Origin of the sequence: Paenibacillus sp. Cedars, from assembly GCF_003184205.1 — a bacterium.
Classification (GTDB): domain Bacteria; phylum Bacillota; class Bacilli; order Paenibacillales; family Paenibacillaceae; genus Paenibacillus_AQ; species Paenibacillus_AQ glucanolyticus.
The window spans coordinates 3,517,817-3,535,980 of sequence record NZ_CP020866.1; the positions used below are offsets into that span (position 1 = coordinate 3,517,817).

Genomic DNA, 18,164 nt, shown 5'->3' on the forward strand with positions numbered 1-18,164 from the left:
AGAATGTACAACTTCAAGTTACAGGATCATGCCGCTAAGCACAAAATAAAACGTTCATAACAACGTGCATGACCGTTACGGGGATCATTCCCTGTGAACGGGTAAACACGCCACCCATCATAAAGGCCACGCTATGATTTTATCATACGCCTCTATCATGATGGGATCAACTGGACATTGATTGATTAGTCCACCGGCTGAACCACATTCAGCAAAAATGAACTCCCGTTCAAAAAAGCATGAATATAGGCTAAAGCATAGATCTGCTCACCCTTCAAGCCATCCGTCTCCCTTGGATTGGAGGCGTGATGGCTATAATTCTCCATCATAATCATAATGAAAAAACATTCCAAAGTCCGAATGAAATCTGACTCCAGCTTCCGCACGCTCCTATAACCTTCAATCACCTTATATCGCTGCTTCGGAACTAGTGACAGCATAACCGCCGCCAGATCATAAAGAAAATAACCGAAGCCACATCTGCCAAAATCAATCGGTTGTGGACACTGTCCTGCAAACACGATATTCCCCAAATGTAAATCGGCATGAATGAGACCATAACTTCCATCATGAGCGGTCATAGCGTTAAGCTCTGATAAAACCTTCTCAGCGGCACGCTGATACAGTGCCCAAGAAACTTCTGACATAAAGGTTTCTGCGTATCGCTCCAGCTTGGCAACAGCTGTTCTATAGCTGTCTATCCCCCATGTGGGCCTAGTAAAAGCAGAAGGCCAATCAAAACCGATGGCTGCTTCGTGTAGTCCCGCAATCATAGCCCCAACCTGAAAAGCTTGAACCTCTGTAAGTTTATCGATGACATGCTCGCCATCCATCCACCTCATGATAGTGACATAGGGAGATCGGAATCCTCGGTCCGTGTCGATCTTCATCACTCTTAACCCATTGGAAGCGACTACACCTGTCGGTACTGTGATTCCTGTTGCAATAAGGACATCCAGAAATTGAAGTTCCGATTCGATTTCATTCCTGCTCCATCGGTCTGAATGAATCCGCAACAAATAGGTTTCTTCCAAGTTAGTCCGGATTTGATATGTAATGGTATCCGATAGGCCGATAAATTTAATGCCAACCCATTGCAAGTTATAGGACTGAAGTGCAGACATGGCAACCTTCTCAGCTCTTGCAAGCAGTCTACCCCGCTGTTCTTCGTTTTCAAATTGAAAAAAATCATCCACGGTCTCACCTCTCCTTGATTCGTTACAACGTTCCTGACTTATTATACTGGCGCAGTCCTGCCAAGCCTATATAACAAATGGATTGAAAAGATTTTTATTGGCATAGCAAAAAGCCACATCAGAATCGAGTCCAATGTGACTTGTCATTACTTGTTTTTGGTATATACGATTTTTTTGATCGAATCGCAGGATAGACAAAATTGAGAAGAAAGCTCATCGATCGTGGTACCCGAAGCAAACTTTTGCCGGATTTCCAGGTTTCTCGTTTTCAGATATACCCGGCTGCCGGAATTTTCTCCCCATTTCTTGCGCAATCCTTCAGGTTTCGGGATGTACACCATCCCGCCCTGTACATATTTCTGAACTTCCTTTAGCAATTCTTCTGGAAGTATAATATCCGCGTTTATATATTTCATGGTAAGCTCTGCTCCTTAAAATTAAAATAAAGGTTTTAAGGATGCAAAGTCCATTAGATAAACGGCCTCTCTACACGAGGTAATCAGGCGGCAACTTTCTTATCGCTCCATGCAAACAACCGCCGTTGTTCATCAAATAGACTTTGCATAGAGCTCATCTGCAATCTTCCCTTCATAATCATGCCCCTCCCTTCAAAATAATGACATTCCGACTGGTTATGACCATTATAACCGATCATACGCCGAAATCGAAATGAAGTTCTTCAAACCACTATACGTGTAAAAGATTGCATCAGCTCTTTCACCGTTTTGACATAATGGGTTGGCTGACATGCCGTCAGCTTGTCCTCTGATCCATATCCATAACCAACAGCCATACTGTGTACCCCGCAGTTAAAGGCACCAATCAGATCATGCTTCCGGTCTCCAATCATCACGGCGTCCGAGGCATGGATATGGCATGTATCCAGAACGTACTGGATAACCTCGGTTCTGTCGGATCGGGTTCCGTCAAACTCAAGTCAAATCCTTGATCTGCAGAAGATCACTGATGATATAAGAAGGACGATGATGATCATGCAAAACTTTGCCTCGACGATTATAATAGCAAAAATCAATGCCGGCACGCACAGCTCCTTCATAATCATCCGTGAGTGAATCCCCTATGTACAATACCTCACTCGGACTTAACGCCAATTCCCTCAAGGCCATCTCAAAAATCAACGGATCCGGCTTCCAGCACTTCACCTCGTCCGAGATGATAAAGGAGTCAAAATAATGAAACAAGCCCCCTGTCGTAAGACGCTGGCGCTGTGCTTCACCTATGCCATTGGAAATCACTCCAAGCGCAAATTTTCCATGCAGATGCTCCAGAATCAAATCGGCGTTAGGCTCCTTATGATCAGAACCGCAAAAGAATCCCCAGTATGTTTCCGAGATCTCCCTGAACTGATTGAAATCCCGCTTCAAACCCAGAAAGGTGTCCGTGAACGAATGCTCCAGCACCTGTCTGATGTCGTGATTATTCCGGGTGCGGTTCATCCAGTATTGGAAGTTAATCGGACCAAAGACACTCCAGAACTCATCCCAAGTCAGATCCTCATGCAGTCGGTAATGTTCAAGCGCTTGCTGCATACACGTCTGCTCGCTCTGATTGTAATCCAGCAGCGTGTTATCCAGATCAAAAATAATCGCTTTATATTTCATGTCTCTCTCTCCTCACATCCGGTTGCAGTAAATAGATGAATTCGCTGATGCAGGAATATTCTCCTGCTTCTGATAGCTCCTGTCTGCACATCCCATTTTCAACTATATAAAAAAACAGCCATCAATCCAATCAAATAGCGGATAGCAAAAAAAGCACGTCCATATGGACGTGCTTCATCTATCTTCCGATATTCCTGAATTTCTGCGTATAAGCTTTGGCATCCTGCGCGGTGCGTACACGATTGCGGCTCCATTCGAGCAAGATACGGTCGATATAGCGGAAATGAAGCTTGCCCGCAAATACCGCTTCCTTCAGAGCTAACAATATCAACTCGTCCGGATATCGGTCCGCATCGACCCAACCGGAGATGGTCTCCAGCTCCATGGGCGATAAGGGACGGCCGAACTCTTTTTCGAATATCGAGAACAAATTTCGTTCTTCCTTCTCAGGCGTTGACTTCTCCGAGTCCGTTCCTTTGCCCGAAACCGGACGGGCATTTAATAGCGGGGACGCAAACGTGGTTCCATCAGCGCTCATCTCCTTGCCCTCTTCAGCCAGGCAAGAAGCGAGCCTCTCATACAATCCATTCAGATTGTAGCGCTCATAATGAATCCCCTGTGTCTCGTCCACATACTCATCAATGCCGAGCAGCCCTTCCTTCATCAAGCGCTGTAGGCTTGTGGCGATGAAAGAAGCCGGAGCTCCCGTTACGTCCGAAAGCTCCTCCAGCGAAGGAAACGTCTTGAACTCCACCTGCTGATATCCGATCAGATGTATGAGCAGCATTGCTTCACGGTCGCTTAAACCGATGGAACGATAATACCGAAGCAACGCGTAAGGGATAAGGGTCATCCCTTGGCTCATGCCGGCAGCTGCGCCCGCTGTCCACCCTTTCACGCCTGTGTCAGCGTTGCCGTGGTCCATAGACTCACCTCTCACAGCTTACGGATACAACCGGTACAAGGTCCGTGGGAACGGAATTGTCTCACGTACATGATCCAAACCGCAAATCCAGGCAACGGTGCGCTCCAGACCTAAGCCAAAACCGGAATGAGGGACTGTACCGTATTTACGCAGATCCATGTACCATTGATACGTTTCCATCGACAGCTCATGCTCCTTGAAGCGCTCTTCAAGCAGCTGCGGATCGTCTATCCGCTGCGAGCCGCCGATAATCTCGCCATAGCCTTCCGGTGCGATCATATCCGCACACAGCACCACTTCAGGACGATTCGGATCCGGCTTCATGTAGAATGCTTTGATCCCTGCCGGATAGTGTGTTATAAAGACCGGCTTATCATATTTCTCCGCGATAGCCGTTTCGTGTGGTGCTCCGAAGTCCTCACCCCAAGGAATATCGAAACCTTGCGTATGCAGGAATTCAATTGCCTCGTCGTACGTAATTCGAGGGAATGGTGCCTGTATCGCCTCAAGCTTGGAAATGTCGCGACCGATCGCCTCAAGCTCCTGACGGCAGTTCTTGACTACGGATTGCACCACATAACTAATGAACTGCTCTTGTACCTGAAGGCTCTCCTCATGGTCTGTGAAGGCCATCTCAGGCTCAATCATCCAGAACTCGATCAGGTGACGACGGGTTTTGGATTTCTCGGCACGGAACGTAGGACCGAAGGAGTATACCTTACCGAGTGCCATAGCAGCGGCCTCCATGTACAGCTGTCCGCTTTGCGTCAAATAAGCATCCTCTTCAAAATACTTCGTATGGAACAGGTTTGTTGTCCCCTCCGCCGAAGTTGGTGTCAAAATCGGAGGATCCACAAGGGTAAATCCGTTCGTGTCAAAATATGCTTGAACCGCACGGATGATTTCGGCGCGGATCACCATAATTGCCCGTTGTTTCTGTGTGCGAAGCCACAGATGACGATGGTCCATCAAATAATCGACACCATGCTCTTTAGGGGTAATCGGATAGTTTTCCGTAAGATGAATAATTTCAATGCCAGTAACCGTCATCTCGTAACCCGACTGACTGCGCGGCTCTTCACGTATCACACCCGTCACATACAAAGAGCTCTCTTGTGTCAGGCTTTTCGCGTCATCCCATACCTGCTCGGATACTTCGCTCTTCACAACAACACCCTGGATATATCCCGATCCATCGCGAAGCTGCAGGAACTGAATCTTCCCGCTGGAACGCTTGTTGTTAATCCAGGCGCCGATCGTGACGGTCTCACCGACATGCTGGTTGACGTTACGAATCACACTTTTGGTGGCCATGCTTAAATCTCTCCCTTATATCACTACTATTTAACGGTAGAAGCTTGTACGATACGATGCGTATCCCGAGCAATAACCAATTCCTCGTTGGTAGGAACTACGAGAACCTCTACCTTGGAATTCGCCGTTGAAATACGACGCGGCTCGCCGGAACGAATGCTGTTCAGCTCCTCATCCAATTCTACTCCGAGATAGGTAAGCTGCTCAAGCACTCTTTGACGAAGAACGATCGAATTCTCGCCAACTCCCGCGGTAAACACGATAACGTCCACACCGTTCATTGCCGCAGCATAAGAGCCGATGTATTTACGAACACGATATTCATACATATCAAAAGCCAATGTCGAATTCGGATCGCCCTTCTCCATGCCTTCCGTGATCTCGCGCATATCGCTGCTGATTCCGGAAATCGCCAGCAGTCCGCTGTGCTTGTTCAGCATCGAGTTTACTTCATTGACCGTCAATTCTTCCTTGTTCATGACAAACGGAACGATTGCAGGGTCCAAATCACCGCTGCGGGTACCCATCATCAGACCTTCCAGCGGGGTCATGCCCATGGAGGTATCGATAGATTTCCCACCTTGAACAGCTGTCAGGGAAGCGCCGTTGCCGATATGACAGGTAATGATCTTCAAATCCTCGAGCGGGCGGTCCAGGAACTCTGCTGCTGCCTGGCTGACATAAGCATGGGATGTTCCGTGCGCACCGTAACGACGTACTTTGTATTTATTATAAAGAACTCTCGGAATAGCGTATAGATACGATTTTTCCGGCATGGTTTGGTGGAATGCCGTATCAAATACAACCACCTGCGGCACGCCCGGCATATTCGTTTCTGCAGCCTTAATTCCCATCATGGACGCCGGATTATGAAGCGGAGCCAAGTCAAACAAACGGCGAATCTCGGCTTTTGCATCGCTATCTACAAGCGCGGACGCTTTGAAAGATTCACCGCCATGGACCACGCGGTGACCGACAGCCTGAATGTTCTCGATGGAGTCAATAACACCATGTTCTTCATTCGTCAGCATGCCAAGCACCTTGCGGATGGCCGTTGTATGCTCCAGAATTTCGCTAACCTCGGTTACGTCCTGTTTTCCGGTCGGCTTATGGGTCAATATGGAGGAATCCATACCGATCCGCTCAACCAGCCCTTTGGCCAGTACGGATTCATCTGTCATGTTGTACAATTGATACTTCAGTGAAGAGCTGCCTGCGTTAATTACGAGAATATTCATACCCGGTCACCATCCTTGTCGTACTTGAAAAAGCCTTCTCCGGTTTTGACGCCCAGTTGTCCTGCGCGAACCATTTTCTTCAAGACAATCGATGGACGGTATTTCAGCTCGCCATACTCGCGGAACATCCGCTCCAGCGCCGCAAGAATGGAATCGAGACCAAAGCGGTCTGCCATCTCCAGCGGCCCGTGCTGGAAGTTATAACCGATTCTCATCGCATCGTCGATATCTTCTGCCGAAGCCACACCTTCTTGAAGCAGATGCATCGCTTCATTGATGAGGAGCGTGATCATGCGTGTTGTAACGAAGCCTGGGGATTCATAAACCATGATGCCTTTTTTATCGGACACTTCCTCGACAAAGCGTTTCGTTTCCGTGAACGTATGATCGGAAGTTTTCAGACCGCGGATAATTTCAACCAGATCTACCTTGGAAACAGGATGTATGAAGTGCATGCCAATAACACGCTCAGGATATTTGGTAGAGCTGGCGAGCTCCGTCAAACTAAGCGTGGATGTATTACTTGCTAATATCACATGGCTGGGACATACTTGATCCAGCTGTGTAAACACTTCTTTTTTCGCTTCCAAGTCCTCTATAATGGTCTCAATCACCATATCGCAGGTGCTAAGCTCGGCAAAATGAGTTACTTTTTGAATCCGGTTCAGTATCAGTTTCTTCTCTGCTTGGGTAATTCCCCACTTCTCCAGCTGTTTATCTAGACTGGTCTCAATCATTCGGTATGAATAGTCCAGTTTCTCTGGAGTTTTCTCTACGAGCAGTACGTCAAGACCCTTTGCAGCCAGCATCTCCGCAATGCCCTGCCCCATAGTCCCGCCGCCTACAACGCCGATTTTTTTGAAGTACATGGTTTCTACTCCACCCTTTCCTTATCTCTATACTTTATTGTACCCCATTTGTCGAAAAATACAGTTTAGAGCACAAAGTATAATAATATCTTAGCACGACAAAAAAGTAAAAAAAAATAACCAGCATAACAATTTATGCTGGTAAAAGCGCGTTTTCACGAAATTGACAACGAAATTGTTCTCCCGAGAGGATTTCTTCCTTCAACAGGATGTCAAGAGAATTGTCGAATATTGGCCGATTCTGTTCCAAGAGGCTTTTCGTTCGGTTCATTAACTCTTCCAGAATCATATTATTCTCTTTCATTAACTCTTCCGTAGTTACCATATTCATATTGATGATGCCGAGCGCCGTCAGTCCTGACTTCATCATCGTCTCTACGATGTTAAGCGATTGCTCAAAGTCATTGCTGGAGCCCGTGCTTCGGCCCCCGTAATAAATCTCCTCGGCGGCGGCACCGCCAAGCGCTATCATAATCTGCTCTTCCAGGAACGCCTTGGTATACAGGTATTGTTCCTGTTGCGGATTATGCCTAACATAACCAAGTGCTTTACCACGCGGACTCAATGCTACTTGCTTGACACTGCCGGGACGCACAAGCTCTGCCATAATAGCATGTCCCAATTCATGGATGGCCACGCGCTTCTTCTCTTCGAAATTCGATTCTCGGTCCGAGCGTTCACCCATCATCACTTTGTCAATCGCCATGGATAAATGGCGCTGATGGATAAACTGCTCATTCTCACGCATCGTGTAGATTGCAGCTTCATTCATGACACTCTCCAGCTGTGCGCCGGAAAAGCCATAGGCTTCCTCCGCGATTTTGTCCAAGTCGACATCCTCATGCAGCGGCTTGTTACCCGCATGGAGATTCAAGATATGTGTACGCCCCTTCTTATCAGGCAGATCCACCTGAATATGGCGGTCAAATCGTCCTGGACGCAGCAGTGCACTATCCAACATTTCTTTGCGGTTCGTAGCGGCTATAACCAGTATACGCGGAGTATCCTGAGAATAAATGCCGTCCATTTCAGTTAACAGTTGATTCAGTGTCTGGTCATATTCACGCTGCTGGCCGCCTTCACGCTTGCCGCCAATCACATCAATCTCATCTATGAAAATGATCGCATTTTGTTTGTTTTCTTTTGCAGCGCGGCTTCTGGCATCCTTAAACAGATCCCGGACACGACCGGCACCAACCCCGACATACATTTCAACAAACTCACTGCCGGATGCAGCAACAAAGATAGAATCCGTATAATGGGCAGCGGCCTTGGCCATCAGGGTCTTCCCTGTTCCCGGAGGCCCGGTAAGAAGAATGCCCTTCAACGGACGAATGCCAAATTTCTTAATATCTTCATGACGAATGAGAAAATCCAGAGCCTCGCGGAGTTCTTGCTTGGCATTATCCTGTCCGCCGATTTCTTCGAATGTCAGTTTGGCCGGTCCGCTCTTCTTTCGCTTGCGTTCATTACCAGCCCCTACCGCGATGCCGCCCTTCATCTTTGCAATAAACAGCAGCGTACCTACGAGGGCCGCAGCAATAAACAGAGGCACGACGTTGACGCCTACAAACACGAGGAATACCAACAAAACCGGGATAAAACCCAGCATGATCTCTTTAGCCAGTTTAGGCATGGTTCCAAACCCCCATTTTACCCGGTTGACGCGGCAAGATAATAAATTTACCAGACTTCCCATCCGACAAGCTGACATAAACATTGGTGTCATCAATGGTTGCTTTCGCTTTTAAGTTCGTGGACTCGCCAGCCAATTGCTCAAGCGAAGATTGGATATCGGTGTACTGCTTGTTGTCCATCGCTTCTGCAACGGATAACATTGCCTGCTCCCACCATTGGTCCAGCGCTTCCGAGGAATGCTCCTCCACCTGGATTTTCAGCTCACGCTGCCCAATTACAGATTTGCCTTCTTGCTTTATATGCTGCACAAGCCCCTGCAAATTCGTTTCCGGAGCCAGATCAAGTTTCAAAGTAACCGTATCCTGTTTAATATCTATATGAGAACTCTTCACACCATCATACTGCGAAACAACATTTGCTAGCGGGTTATGCTGTGCCATCTGCCGATACAGAAACCATCCACCAAAGAGGACCGATGCTGAGATCACGACAGTCAGCACGATAGGTACAATGCGTAGTTTCATGAAGTTCCTCCTTAAAATCTTATATAGTTTTTGTCTATCATTTTCTTTGTATATAATGACATGTAACAACGATATAATACGATGCATGTAGTTTGTATGCTTAATTTGTACAAATATGAGTATATCACATTTTATATACTTTTTCATGCGTATCTGTGAAAATATTTAGAACAGTTTTTCCATTTTATTTATTGTAAACGTTGTCAATTGATGTGAAAAAAAGAGGCATCCCGAAATTGATAGGGATGTCTCTCTTTATTTTTCTACTATTGATTTGGAAGAATAATGTCATTGCCGATCGGATTTCCATCTTGGAAACGATAGAATCGATAGCCCCGCTGACCATTGCTTTCGTACTGGAGCTGCCATACAAACTCATTTTCATACATACCCGGCAGCAATCTCTTAATGGTTGCTCCTGGCAAATCATTGTGAATCTGATCCAGTATCTGTGCTTCTGACATTCCGGAACTCAATAAGACAGACTGCACCGCATCGGCACCGTCAACCGGTACATTATCATCGGTGAATTTCACCCAGACCATTCGGTCCTGATTGTCTTTATCCTTGCCGCTGACAACCCAGTAATTGTTGTCCTCGCCCCACACCGATTTATAGGTCTTTCCTGTCGAAACCAAACCGCCATGCTGTTTGGAAGCGTTGATTGCCATTCTCTCTTCATTCCAAGTGTCCTTCATGACATGCGAATAGTAGAGCTGCAGACCTAGCAGCAAGAGCAGCACTCCGGATACACTTAGCAATATCCACTTCGTTTTTTTCTTCAATCCGTCTTCCTCGCTCCCCTTGATTATTCCCTAGAGGGTTGTAAGACGCTCAAATGCAGACTGGGCTTCCCGGCGAATACGTTCCTCGTCGAGGGTAAGGCTGGCGCCATTTTTCACTACCTGCTTGCCGTCAACCCATACATGCTCTACATCCTTTGCACTGGCTGAATAGATCGCATGGGACACATAATCGGTTCGAGGAAGGAAGTGCGCCTGATCTGTATTCAACGCGATCATATCCGCCTTCATGCCGACGGCAAGTTTGCCTATATCTTCAATGAAAGCCGATTTGGCTCCATACTCCGTACCCATCCGCAGTGCTTCGGCTGCTGGAATGGCCGTAGGATCACCGCTTACCCCTTTATGGATCAATGCAGCCAGACGCATCTCTTCAAACATATCCAGATTGTTATTGCTCGCTGGTCCGTCGGTACCCAGGGACACGGTAACGCCGGCTTTCAGCAGTGCAGGCACGCGCGCTATACCACTGGCAAGCTTCAGATTACTGCCTGGATTATGAGAGACCGCGACTTGATATTTAGCCAAAATCTCGATCTCTTCATCAGTCAAATGGACGGCGTGCGCCAGAAGTGTAGGACGAGAGAACATGCCCAGCTTCTCCAGATGCGCAACGGGACGGAGTCCGTAGTCATTCACATTCTGGGCCACTTCCGTGTCCGTTTCCGACATATGTGTATGCAGCGGCAGATTCAAATCATGGGATGCTTGGACGAATTTTTCAATTAGATCCGGTGGACACGTATACGGTGCATGCGGCGAGAGCATCGTTGTGATTCTGCCATCGGCTTTGCCGTGCCAGTCCTTCGCAAATGCAACCGCCTCATCCAGTTTTTGCTGCTGAACCTCAGGCGGACATAATCCGATAACGCCACGGGTCAGGACACCGCGCATTCCTGAATCCTCTACCACCTTCGCAACCTGGTCCATCTGATCATACATATCCACAAAAGTTGTGGTTCCGCCCTTGATCATCTCCAGCACGGAAAGAGAGGCTCCCCAGTAAACATCATCGGCCGTGAATTTGGCTTCCATCGGCCACATTTTTTCCTGCAGCCATACTTGCAGCGCCAAATCGTCTCCATAACCGCGGAGCAGTGACATGGCAGCATGTCCATGGGTATTTACCAAACCAGGCAGGAACAACAGATGTGTGCCGTCGATAATCTCGGTTCCTTCCTCTACCAGCGGCTGTTCCTCACCAAGATAGGTAATGCGGTCATTCTCAACAAACATGTATCCACGAAGAACGGATCTTCCATCCTCAAGCACAGCAAAAGTACCGTTCTTAACCATCCACTTCGTTGTCGTCATGTGAAGCTTCCTCCTTACCGTTGTCCAAATAATAAGCCAAGCTCTGCAAATCGGTTGTAAAATCGGCCGTATGAATACGGATATGAGGTGGAGCTTTCAGGATGGTTGGCGCAAAATTCAGAATCGCTTCGATGCCTGCTGCAATAAGCTGATTAGCTACGTTTTGCGCCTCAAAATCCGGAACGGTAATAATCCCGATACGAATGCCGTATTCATGTACGGTTTTCTCAAGCTCTTCCATCGGCTGAACCGTCAAGTTGTTGATTTTCATACCAACTTTGGGGGAATATGAATCGAAAATAGCCACAATCTTCATATTATCCTTCAGGAATGCATTGTAATTGGATAATGCATGTCCAAGATTACCGGCTCCAACCAATGCTACATTAATCTTCTGGTCCAGCTTCAGAATCTGGCGAATCTTCTCAATCAAATAGGAAACATCATATCCGATCCCTTTCCGTCCAAAATCACCGAAATACGCCAGGTCCTTACGAATTTGAGCAGGATTCAGATCCAGTTTCTGCCCCAGCTCCTGGGATGAAACAGTTGAGACCTCCCGCTTCTGAAGCTCATTCAAATAGCGCAAATATACAGGTAATCTGCGGACCACGGCTTCCGAAATTTTTTCCGATTTCATGCATGCTCCCCCTAGTAAAGGTTAATAACTACATCTCTTGCATTTTCATTCTTCGTTTAGCTATCATTCATCGGATTGGTTATCTGCTCCAACCTCGACCTCTTCCTGAAGCCATTCCGAGATGCGTGGAACAATTCCCTCTGTCGGCATATGCTCCATCTTAGGTCCTGGCAAGGAATATAAGAAATATTTCCCGTAATAGGATTCAATCACCCGGGTATCGTATACAATCACGATCCCTTTATCCTGTGCCGTCCGCACCAGGCGGCCAAACCCTTGCTTGAACCGAATAACCGCTTGCGGAACGGAAAGCTTCATGAAGGGGTTCTTTTTCTGCTGCTGCAGCAGTTCACTCTTGGCTTCCACCAGCGGATGATTCGGCGGCTGGAAAGGCAGCCGTACAATAGCAAGACAGGTCAGCGCCTCGCCCGGAATGTCGACCCCTTCCCAGAAGGAGCTGGTGCCAAGGAGCACCGATGCGCTGCTCTCCTGGAAGCGTCGAATCAACTTGGTTCGACTGGTCCCGTCCATTCCTTGCCCCAGCACCGCAATGTCACTTAATGCCAATGCTTCCTTCAGTGGCTCATGCACCTGACGCAGCATCCGGTAAGAGGTGAACAGAACGAGCATCCTTCCATGGGTAGCGATCGCCGTTTCGGCCAGTGACTGCACAAGTGTGTTCACAAAGAGGGCATCCCCGACCGATCCCTTCACGCTCGGAAAATCACGTGGAACGACAAGCAGCGCTTGTTCTCTGTAATTAAACGGAGACGGCAGCTGAACCGTGTTCAGATTACCGGCTTCAGCCGCTTCCTGAAGACCCAGATTCTCGATCATGAACTGGAACGATTTATCCACCGACAAGGTAGCCGATGTCAGAATGACGCTTTGTTTTTTATCAAAAAACAATTCCTTTAAATGAGTGCTTACATCAACAGGCACTGCATAGAGCTGCAGCGATTTACTGCGGAAATTGCCATTAGCCTCCATCCAGTATACCGTACCCTCATCATTAAGAGCCATGAAGGAGCGCAAGTCCTCACGGTGAGCGGCCAGGTCTTTAAACAGTCCGGACAGATCCGTAAGCAAGCTGTCTGCACTGTAATCATCCAGATCTTCCTTCATTTCAGCAATCAGCTTGTCACCCTTGCGCACAACGTCACCCAGGGTCACATGAATCTGATGCTCCAGCTCCGCCAGCGATTGCCAATCCTTCGGTTTCTTGAGAGGCGATAACCGAAGTGAGAATTGGCCCGCGTCTCCTGGAGATGCATCCCCGCGTTCCGGCAGCAGTGCAAACAGCTGATCGCTAAGACGATCCCAATTTTCTTTGGCCGTGATGAGATCTGGATACATACGGTCAATGACAGAAGACCATTCTACGGCCTTCTCATGCGGTGAAGCCTGAAGCAGCTGGCGAAGCGCGGGAAGCTGTCCGCTGCGGCTGTCCTTGTACATCCGGGTCAACGTATGCACAACCGTAAAATATTTCATTTGCAAGCCAAGGTGCTTGCCCGCAACGTCCTCAAGATGATGTGCTTCGTCAATGACGAGGCGTTCATAACTCGGCAGCAGCTGATGATTGGCTTTAACGTCAGTGAACAGCTTCGAATGGTTCGTAATGACCACGTCGGCAACGCTCGCTTCATGTTTGGCCCTGTGGTAGTAGCATTTGCGGAACCATGGGCAGGCACGTCCAAGACAGGAATCCGAATCGCTGGAGATCGTCTCCCAGAAATCTCCGCCACGGCCGCCGAGGTTCAGCTCTTCATCGTCGCCGTTTTCTGTCTGTGTCAGCCAGACCAGCATCTGTGCTGCAATGATCACATCTTCCTTCGGCGAATGAAAATCTCTTCTATTTATTTTATGTTCAAATTTTCTCAAACACAAATAATGTCCTCTCCCCTTAAAAATAGCTGCTTTAAAGGGAAAAGGAACAACCTGAGTGAGCAGCGGTATATCCCGGTCACGCAGCTGTTCTTGAAGATTGATTGTATGCGTGCTGACCATGACCTTCTGTTCCTGCTTCACACTTTGATAGATCGAAGGCAGCAAATAGCCGAGGGACTTCCCTGTTCCCGTGCCTGCTTCAATCAACAGATGTTTATTATCATCCAGCGCCTGCATCACTTCTTGGAACATCATATCCTGAGCGTCTCTGCTCTCGTAATGAGGCAGCGTTTCCTTCAGACGGTCCCGGACATCGCTCATGTACTGTTCGAAGCTCACATCAGCCAGTGGGTTCGGCTCCGATTCGTCCCTTGCGGGTGCAATATCGTTCCAATCATCAACAGCCAGTGCAAACTGGCGATAATACGTATGGGTATCTCCGCCCTGTACAGCTTGGAATTCCCGTTCCGCCCGGATTCCGTCAAAGAACCAGGCCAAATCGCTATCCTCATCAGCAAAAAGATCACTTAACCGTTGAATGGTCAAGAGCGGAAGCTCATCGATCTCCTCCAGACATTTCAGCAGCGCATAGGCCGTTGCAAGTGCATCGCTGTCCGCTTGATGCGGACGGTCATGCTCCAGGCCGAAATGGGAAGACACCATTCCAAGCTGATATGAAGAAAGCGAAGGGAAGCATATTTTCAAGAAGTGCATCGTATCTAGAATCCGACCGCTGAACGGTAAATAGCCACAGCGATCGAGTGCATTTTGCAAAAAATTAAAATCAAAAGCTACGTTATGCCCAACCAATACCACATCGTCGAGCATGGGCACAAGTTCCATCATCATTTCCTCTAGGGATGGAGCGTCCGCTACATCGCTGTCAGAAATACCGGTCAAACCGGTGATAAACGGAGGGATTGGAATCCCGGGATTGACATAAGTGCCGTACACGCGGGATATACTTCGATCCTCTTCGATGATGGCCAGTCCGACCTGAATAATCTCATCTGCAGACTGGTTGCCCGTGGTTTCAAAATCCAATACGGCAAATTTCATTCGACTAAATCCCTTTCCTCCAGACTAATTAACAGCATACCAGAAGTTGCGGGTTTTGAACATTCCGGGTAAAAAATCCCCTCACCCTCCCCTTCCTGCTTCACACGGCAAAAAGCGATGCCAAAGTCTCTTTAGAATGAGCTCTGGCATCGCTTCTTGTTAGGCTTTTTCTTCTACAGCAAAGAGATCAGTTGGCTGCCGTACTGAAGTTCACCGCGGTTCTTCTTGCAGACCTCCAGATTAATAATGGGATCGGGCAGAGTCGGATCGCTGTGAATTGCCAGTGCGAAATTTTCTTCGGCCTTCCCTTGTTGTCCATTCAATACCTCGATGCATCCAAGTGCATTGTAGATCATCGCCCGGAGCTTCTTGTTATCTGCCAGCGGCAGAATGGACATCAATACATCAGATGCCTGAGCTGTCTGCCCCATATAAAGATGGGACATCGCAATGTACAGCTTGATCAGAAGGCTCTCCGGAAATACCACAGCGGCAGCCCCAAACTGCTGTATTGCCGGCTGGAACATCAACAACTTGTAATAACCTTGGCCACGGATAAAAGCATCAAGCTGCAATTCAGGCGCTTCGGTCGGCGGAAAAACCGGGGGTGATACGGCATTTTCGCGGAAAATGGCCATCTTCTCTTCAAATTGGAGCCACTCCTCGATAATTGCTTCACTCATGCTTTTGAGCATGTTCCAGTTTTGTACCAGCGCCTGTTTTTGGGGACCTTGTGCAGAAGGGTAATGCTTCACAATTTCATCTAACATGTTGTTCATTTCAGCGAATACATGTTGAAACATAGCTGCATCCCACCCTTAGCGGAAAAATGAGATCAGTGCATCGACCTGAACTCATTTTCTGTAGAAGTCGGTCTTTTCATCCCTTTGGGCTTCCGTCACATTTTGGCTCTTAGAGAACCGCCGCGTGGACTTCGCGATACTCCGTCGTAACCGGCTTATTCATTTCGTCGACAATCACAACCGTAGGCGTATGATGGTCGTATTCCTCTTTGGACATCATGGCATAAGAAATGATAATTACATTGTCTCCAGGTTGAACAAGCCTTGCTGCGGCGCCGTTCAGGCATATAACCCCGCTACCGCGTTCGCCTTTGATAACGTACGTTTCCAAACGGGCGCCATTGTTATTGTTCACGATTTGAACTTTTTCATTCTCCAGCAAGTCTGCAGCCTCCATTAAATTTTCATCAATGGTAATGCTGCCCACATAATTCAGATTGGCTTCCGTCACCGTAGCCCGGTGGATTTTGGATTTCATCATCGTTCTAAACATGGGATCCCCCTACTTTTGGTTGGATTAGCGCATTGTCAATGAGACGAGTTCTGCCGAAGCGCACAGCCAGCGCCATAATTACCGGGCTGTCTCCATCAACCATACGATAAGAATCTTCCACTGGAACAAGTTCCGGGAATGTGAGTAATTCTGCATATTCAATATCGGCCAGTGGGGAACGGGATATATATTCTCGAAGATGTGCACGGATCTCTCCTGCCGTTGCCGCCTGCCCTTGCTGGATTGCCTCCTGAGCCGTCCGCAGTGAACCTGACAGCACAAGAGCCTGTTCCCGCTCTTCCGGCTTCAAATACACGTTCCGCGAGCTCAGGGCCAGACCGTCGGCTTCACGGATGATGGGACAGGGCACGATGGTGACATCCATGTTCAAATCCCGTACCATTTGTTCAATGACAGCCACCTGCTGCGCGTCCTTCATCCCGAAAAAGGCGTAATCCGGTTTTATGATATTGAACAGTTTACTGACAACGGTGGTTACGCCGTCAAAATGCCCGGGGCGGGATGCTCCGCACAATAAAGACGTTATTTCCGCTACGGAAATCTTGGTTTTTGTTGGCTGCGGATACATTTCCTGTACAGCTGGAATGAACACCACGTCTACGCCTTCCGATTCCGCCAATGCCACATCACGCGCTTCATCTCGCGGGTAGGTTTCGAAATCTTCACCGGGACCGAACTGTATCGGATTGACGAAGATGCTGATGACCACCGTTCCTGACATTTCACGTGCTTTACGCATCAGACTGGCGTGTCCTTCATGCAAATAGCCCATCGTCGGCACAAGACCTACCGGTCCGTAACCGGATTGCTGGCGATCCTGAATTTCGGATCTCAATTCCGCAATTGTGCGAATCACTTTCATGAAGTCGTGCCCACCTTTTCCTTGGTACCGCCATATAATGTCGTTTCTACCACTGCTTTAGTCTCTGTTTTGAACACATGCTCTTCGGCCGGGAATGAGCGGTCCTTCACTTCCCTAACATACTGTGAAATGCCATCGCGGATGATGGTTCCGACATCAGCGTAGGTTTTAACGAAGCGTTTGTCCCGATAAGGGGACGCATATTTCAATATATCATGGTATACCAGTACTTGACCGTCACAATAACGACCGGCACCAATGCCAATGGTTGGTATGCTCAGCGCTTTGGAAATTTCAGCTGCTGTTTCTTCCGTCACCAGCTCCAATACAACTGCAAATGCACCTGCGGCTTCAAGTGCCTTCGCGTCATTCATGAGCCGCTCGGCATCACGAGCATCCTTGCCTTGTATGCGATAGCCGCCAATCTGATTCACGGATTGAGGCGTCAGCCCGATGTGCCCAAGTACCGGAACACCGGATTGTACAATACGTTTGACGGTATCGGCGATTTCTTCGCCACCCTCCATTTTCACGGCATGCGCATGGCCTTCCTGCATCAACCTCCGAACGCCTCGCAAGCTTTCATCAATGCCCCCATGGTAGGTCATAAACGGCATGTCGGCTACGATAAAGGTCTCTTCCGCCCCCCGAGCAACCGCGCGAGTATGGTATACCATATCATCCAGCGTTACAGGAATCGTTGAATTGTAGCCCAGCACTACGTTGCCAAGCGAATCGCCTACCAATATCATATCGATATCTGCTTCCTCCGCCAGCTTGGCAGAAGGATAATCGTACGCGGTCAGCATCGTAATCGGTACGCCCTTCTTCTTCATGTTTTTCATTTTTACAATGTTTAGTGCTTGTTTGCCTGCCATTGTGACACAGCCTCCCTGTGTAATTTAGTTAAACACAATAAAAAAAACCTTTTAGCACGACCGCTAAAAAGTCCG

At 48.1% G+C, this 18,164-nt stretch carries 18 protein-coding genes; all 18 read right to left on the bottom strand.

What is annotated here, in order from left to right:
* Window positions 1-185: 185 nt before the first annotated feature.
* The 18 genes from B9D94_RS17705 to panB all read right to left on the bottom strand — a co-directional run bounded on the left by B9D94_RS17705 (window position 186) and on the right by panB (window position 18,089).
* A complete protein-coding gene (locus B9D94_RS17705; protein WP_148247630.1) occupies window positions 186-1,196 on the bottom strand; it encodes a phosphotransferase enzyme family protein in 1,011 nt (336 codons plus the stop codon).
* 146 nt (window positions 1,197-1,342) lie between these two features.
* Window positions 1,343-1,612 carry a CD3324 family protein gene (locus B9D94_RS17710; RefSeq protein WP_006209534.1) on the bottom strand — a complete coding sequence of 90 codons (270 nt, stop codon included), beginning with the start codon at window positions 1,610-1,612 and terminating at the stop codon, window positions 1,343-1,345.
* Between the two features lie 263 nt (window positions 1,613-1,875).
* A complete protein-coding gene (locus B9D94_RS17715; protein WP_006209532.1) occupies window positions 1,876-2,046 on the bottom strand; it encodes an HAD hydrolase-like protein in 171 nt (56 codons plus the stop codon).
* Between the two features lie 82 nt (window positions 2,047-2,128).
* Window positions 2,129-2,818 (bottom strand): HAD family hydrolase, encoded by a 690-nt coding sequence (locus B9D94_RS17720; protein WP_036636909.1) that lies wholly within the window; start codon window positions 2,816-2,818, stop codon window positions 2,129-2,131.
* A gap of 178 nt (window positions 2,819-2,996) precedes the next feature.
* A complete protein-coding gene (locus B9D94_RS17725; protein ID WP_063479196.1) occupies window positions 2,997-3,743 on the bottom strand; it encodes a DnaD domain-containing protein in 747 nt (248 codons plus the stop codon).
* Between the two features lie 18 nt (window positions 3,744-3,761).
* On the bottom strand, window positions 3,762-5,057 hold the full coding sequence (gene asnS, locus B9D94_RS17730) for an asparagine--tRNA ligase (protein ID WP_006209529.1): 1,296 nt from the start codon (window positions 5,055-5,057) through the stop codon (window positions 3,762-3,764).
* A gap of 26 nt (window positions 5,058-5,083) precedes the next feature.
* Window positions 5,084-6,295 (bottom strand): acetate/propionate family kinase, encoded by a 1,212-nt coding sequence (locus B9D94_RS17735; RefSeq protein WP_148247632.1) that lies wholly within the window; start codon window positions 6,293-6,295, stop codon window positions 5,084-5,086.
* Window positions 6,292-7,164, bottom strand: a complete 873-nt coding sequence (locus B9D94_RS17740) for a 3-hydroxyacyl-CoA dehydrogenase family protein (protein ID WP_006209527.1) — start codon at window positions 7,162-7,164, stop codon at window positions 6,292-6,294. Before B9D94_RS17740 ends, B9D94_RS17735 begins: the two co-directional genes overlap by 4 nt.
* Window positions 7,165-7,297: 133 nt before the next feature.
* Window positions 7,298-8,800 carry an AAA family ATPase gene (locus B9D94_RS17745; protein WP_006209525.1) on the bottom strand — a complete coding sequence of 501 codons (1,503 nt, stop codon included), beginning with the start codon at window positions 8,798-8,800 and terminating at the stop codon, window positions 7,298-7,300.
* Window positions 8,793-9,326 (bottom strand): hypothetical protein, encoded by a 534-nt coding sequence (locus B9D94_RS17750; RefSeq protein ID WP_006209523.1) that lies wholly within the window; start codon window positions 9,324-9,326, stop codon window positions 8,793-8,795. Before B9D94_RS17750 ends, B9D94_RS17745 begins: the two co-directional genes overlap by 8 nt.
* Before the next feature lie 266 nt (window positions 9,327-9,592).
* The gene (locus B9D94_RS17755) at window positions 9,593-10,111 is read right to left on the bottom strand and encodes a cell wall elongation regulator TseB-like domain-containing protein (protein ID WP_006209522.1); all 519 of its coding nucleotides are present in this window, start codon (window positions 10,109-10,111) and stop codon (window positions 9,593-9,595) included.
* 30 nt (window positions 10,112-10,141) lie between these two features.
* Window positions 10,142-11,443 carry an amidohydrolase gene (locus B9D94_RS17760; RefSeq protein ID WP_148247633.1) on the bottom strand — a complete coding sequence of 434 codons (1,302 nt, stop codon included), beginning with the start codon at window positions 11,441-11,443 and terminating at the stop codon, window positions 10,142-10,144.
* Window positions 11,418-12,083, bottom strand: a complete 666-nt coding sequence (locus B9D94_RS17765) for a redox-sensing transcriptional repressor Rex (protein ID WP_006209520.1) — start codon at window positions 12,081-12,083, stop codon at window positions 11,418-11,420. The genes B9D94_RS17760 and B9D94_RS17765 overlap by 26 nt, the downstream gene beginning before the upstream one ends.
* 63 nt (window positions 12,084-12,146) lie before the next feature.
* The gene (gene dinG, locus B9D94_RS17770) at window positions 12,147-15,032 is read right to left on the bottom strand and encodes an ATP-dependent DNA helicase DinG (protein WP_148247634.1); all 2,886 of its coding nucleotides are present in this window, start codon (window positions 15,030-15,032) and stop codon (window positions 12,147-12,149) included.
* A gap of 173 nt (window positions 15,033-15,205) precedes the next feature.
* Window positions 15,206-15,835 carry a hypothetical protein gene (locus B9D94_RS17775; protein WP_006209518.1) on the bottom strand — a complete coding sequence of 210 codons (630 nt, stop codon included), beginning with the start codon at window positions 15,833-15,835 and terminating at the stop codon, window positions 15,206-15,208.
* A gap of 109 nt (window positions 15,836-15,944) precedes the next feature.
* The gene (gene panD, locus B9D94_RS17780) at window positions 15,945-16,328 is read right to left on the bottom strand and encodes an aspartate 1-decarboxylase (protein WP_006209517.1); all 384 of its coding nucleotides are present in this window, start codon (window positions 16,326-16,328) and stop codon (window positions 15,945-15,947) included.
* Entirely contained in the window at window positions 16,321-17,211 is an 891-nt protein-coding gene (panC, locus tag B9D94_RS17785) for a pantoate--beta-alanine ligase (protein WP_036636896.1), read from the bottom strand. The genes panD and panC overlap by 8 nt, the downstream gene beginning before the upstream one ends.
* Window positions 17,208-18,089: a 3-methyl-2-oxobutanoate hydroxymethyltransferase gene (gene panB, locus B9D94_RS17790; RefSeq protein ID WP_063479193.1), complete on the bottom strand. Its 882-nt coding sequence runs from the start codon at window positions 18,087-18,089 to the stop codon at window positions 17,208-17,210. Before panB ends, panC begins: the two co-directional genes overlap by 4 nt.
* Window positions 18,090-18,164 lie beyond the last annotated feature (75 nt).

Coding starts and splice junctions, on each gene's coding strand:
- panD (WP_006209517.1), bottom strand. CDS start 16,328: ATGTTTAGAACGATGATGAAATCCAAAATCCACCGGGCTACGGTGACG.
- B9D94_RS17720 (WP_036636909.1), bottom strand. CDS start 2,818: ATGAAATATAAAGCGATTATTTTTGATCTGGATAACACGCTGCTGGAT.
- panB (WP_063479193.1), bottom strand. CDS start 18,089: ATGGCAGGCAAACAAGCACTAAACATTGTAAAAATGAAAAACATGAAG.
- B9D94_RS17740 (WP_006209527.1), bottom strand. CDS start 7,164: ATGTACTTCAAAAAAATCGGCGTTGTAGGCGGCGGGACTATGGGGCAG.
- panC (WP_036636896.1), bottom strand. CDS start 17,211: ATGAAAGTGATTCGCACAATTGCGGAATTGAGATCCGAAATTCAGGAT.
- B9D94_RS17745 (WP_006209525.1), bottom strand. CDS start 8,800: ATGCCTAAACTGGCTAAAGAGATCATGCTGGGTTTTATCCCGGTTTTG.
- B9D94_RS17725 (WP_063479196.1), bottom strand. CDS start 3,743: ATGGACCACGGCAACGCTGACACAGGCGTGAAAGGGTGGACAGCGGGC.
- dinG (WP_148247634.1), bottom strand. CDS start 15,032: ATGAAATTTGCCGTATTGGATTTTGAAACCACGGGCAACCAGTCTGCA.
- B9D94_RS17735 (WP_148247632.1), bottom strand. CDS start 6,295: ATGAATATTCTCGTAATTAACGCAGGCAGCTCTTCACTGAAGTATCAA.
- asnS (WP_006209529.1), bottom strand. CDS start 5,057: ATGGCCACCAAAAGTGTGATTCGTAACGTCAACCAGCATGTCGGTGAG.
- B9D94_RS17715 (WP_006209532.1), bottom strand. CDS start 2,046: ATGATTGGAGACCGGAAGCATGATCTGATTGGTGCCTTTAACTGCGGG.
- B9D94_RS17760 (WP_148247633.1), bottom strand. CDS start 11,443: ATGACGACAACGAAGTGGATGGTTAAGAACGGTACTTTTGCTGTGCTT.
- B9D94_RS17775 (WP_006209518.1), bottom strand. CDS start 15,835: ATGTTTCAACATGTATTCGCTGAAATGAACAACATGTTAGATGAAATT.
- B9D94_RS17750 (WP_006209523.1), bottom strand. CDS start 9,326: ATGAAACTACGCATTGTACCTATCGTGCTGACTGTCGTGATCTCAGCA.
- B9D94_RS17710 (WP_006209534.1), bottom strand. CDS start 1,612: ATGAAATATATAAACGCGGATATTATACTTCCAGAAGAATTGCTAAAG.
- B9D94_RS17765 (WP_006209520.1), bottom strand. CDS start 12,083: ATGAAATCGGAAAAAATTTCGGAAGCCGTGGTCCGCAGATTACCTGTA.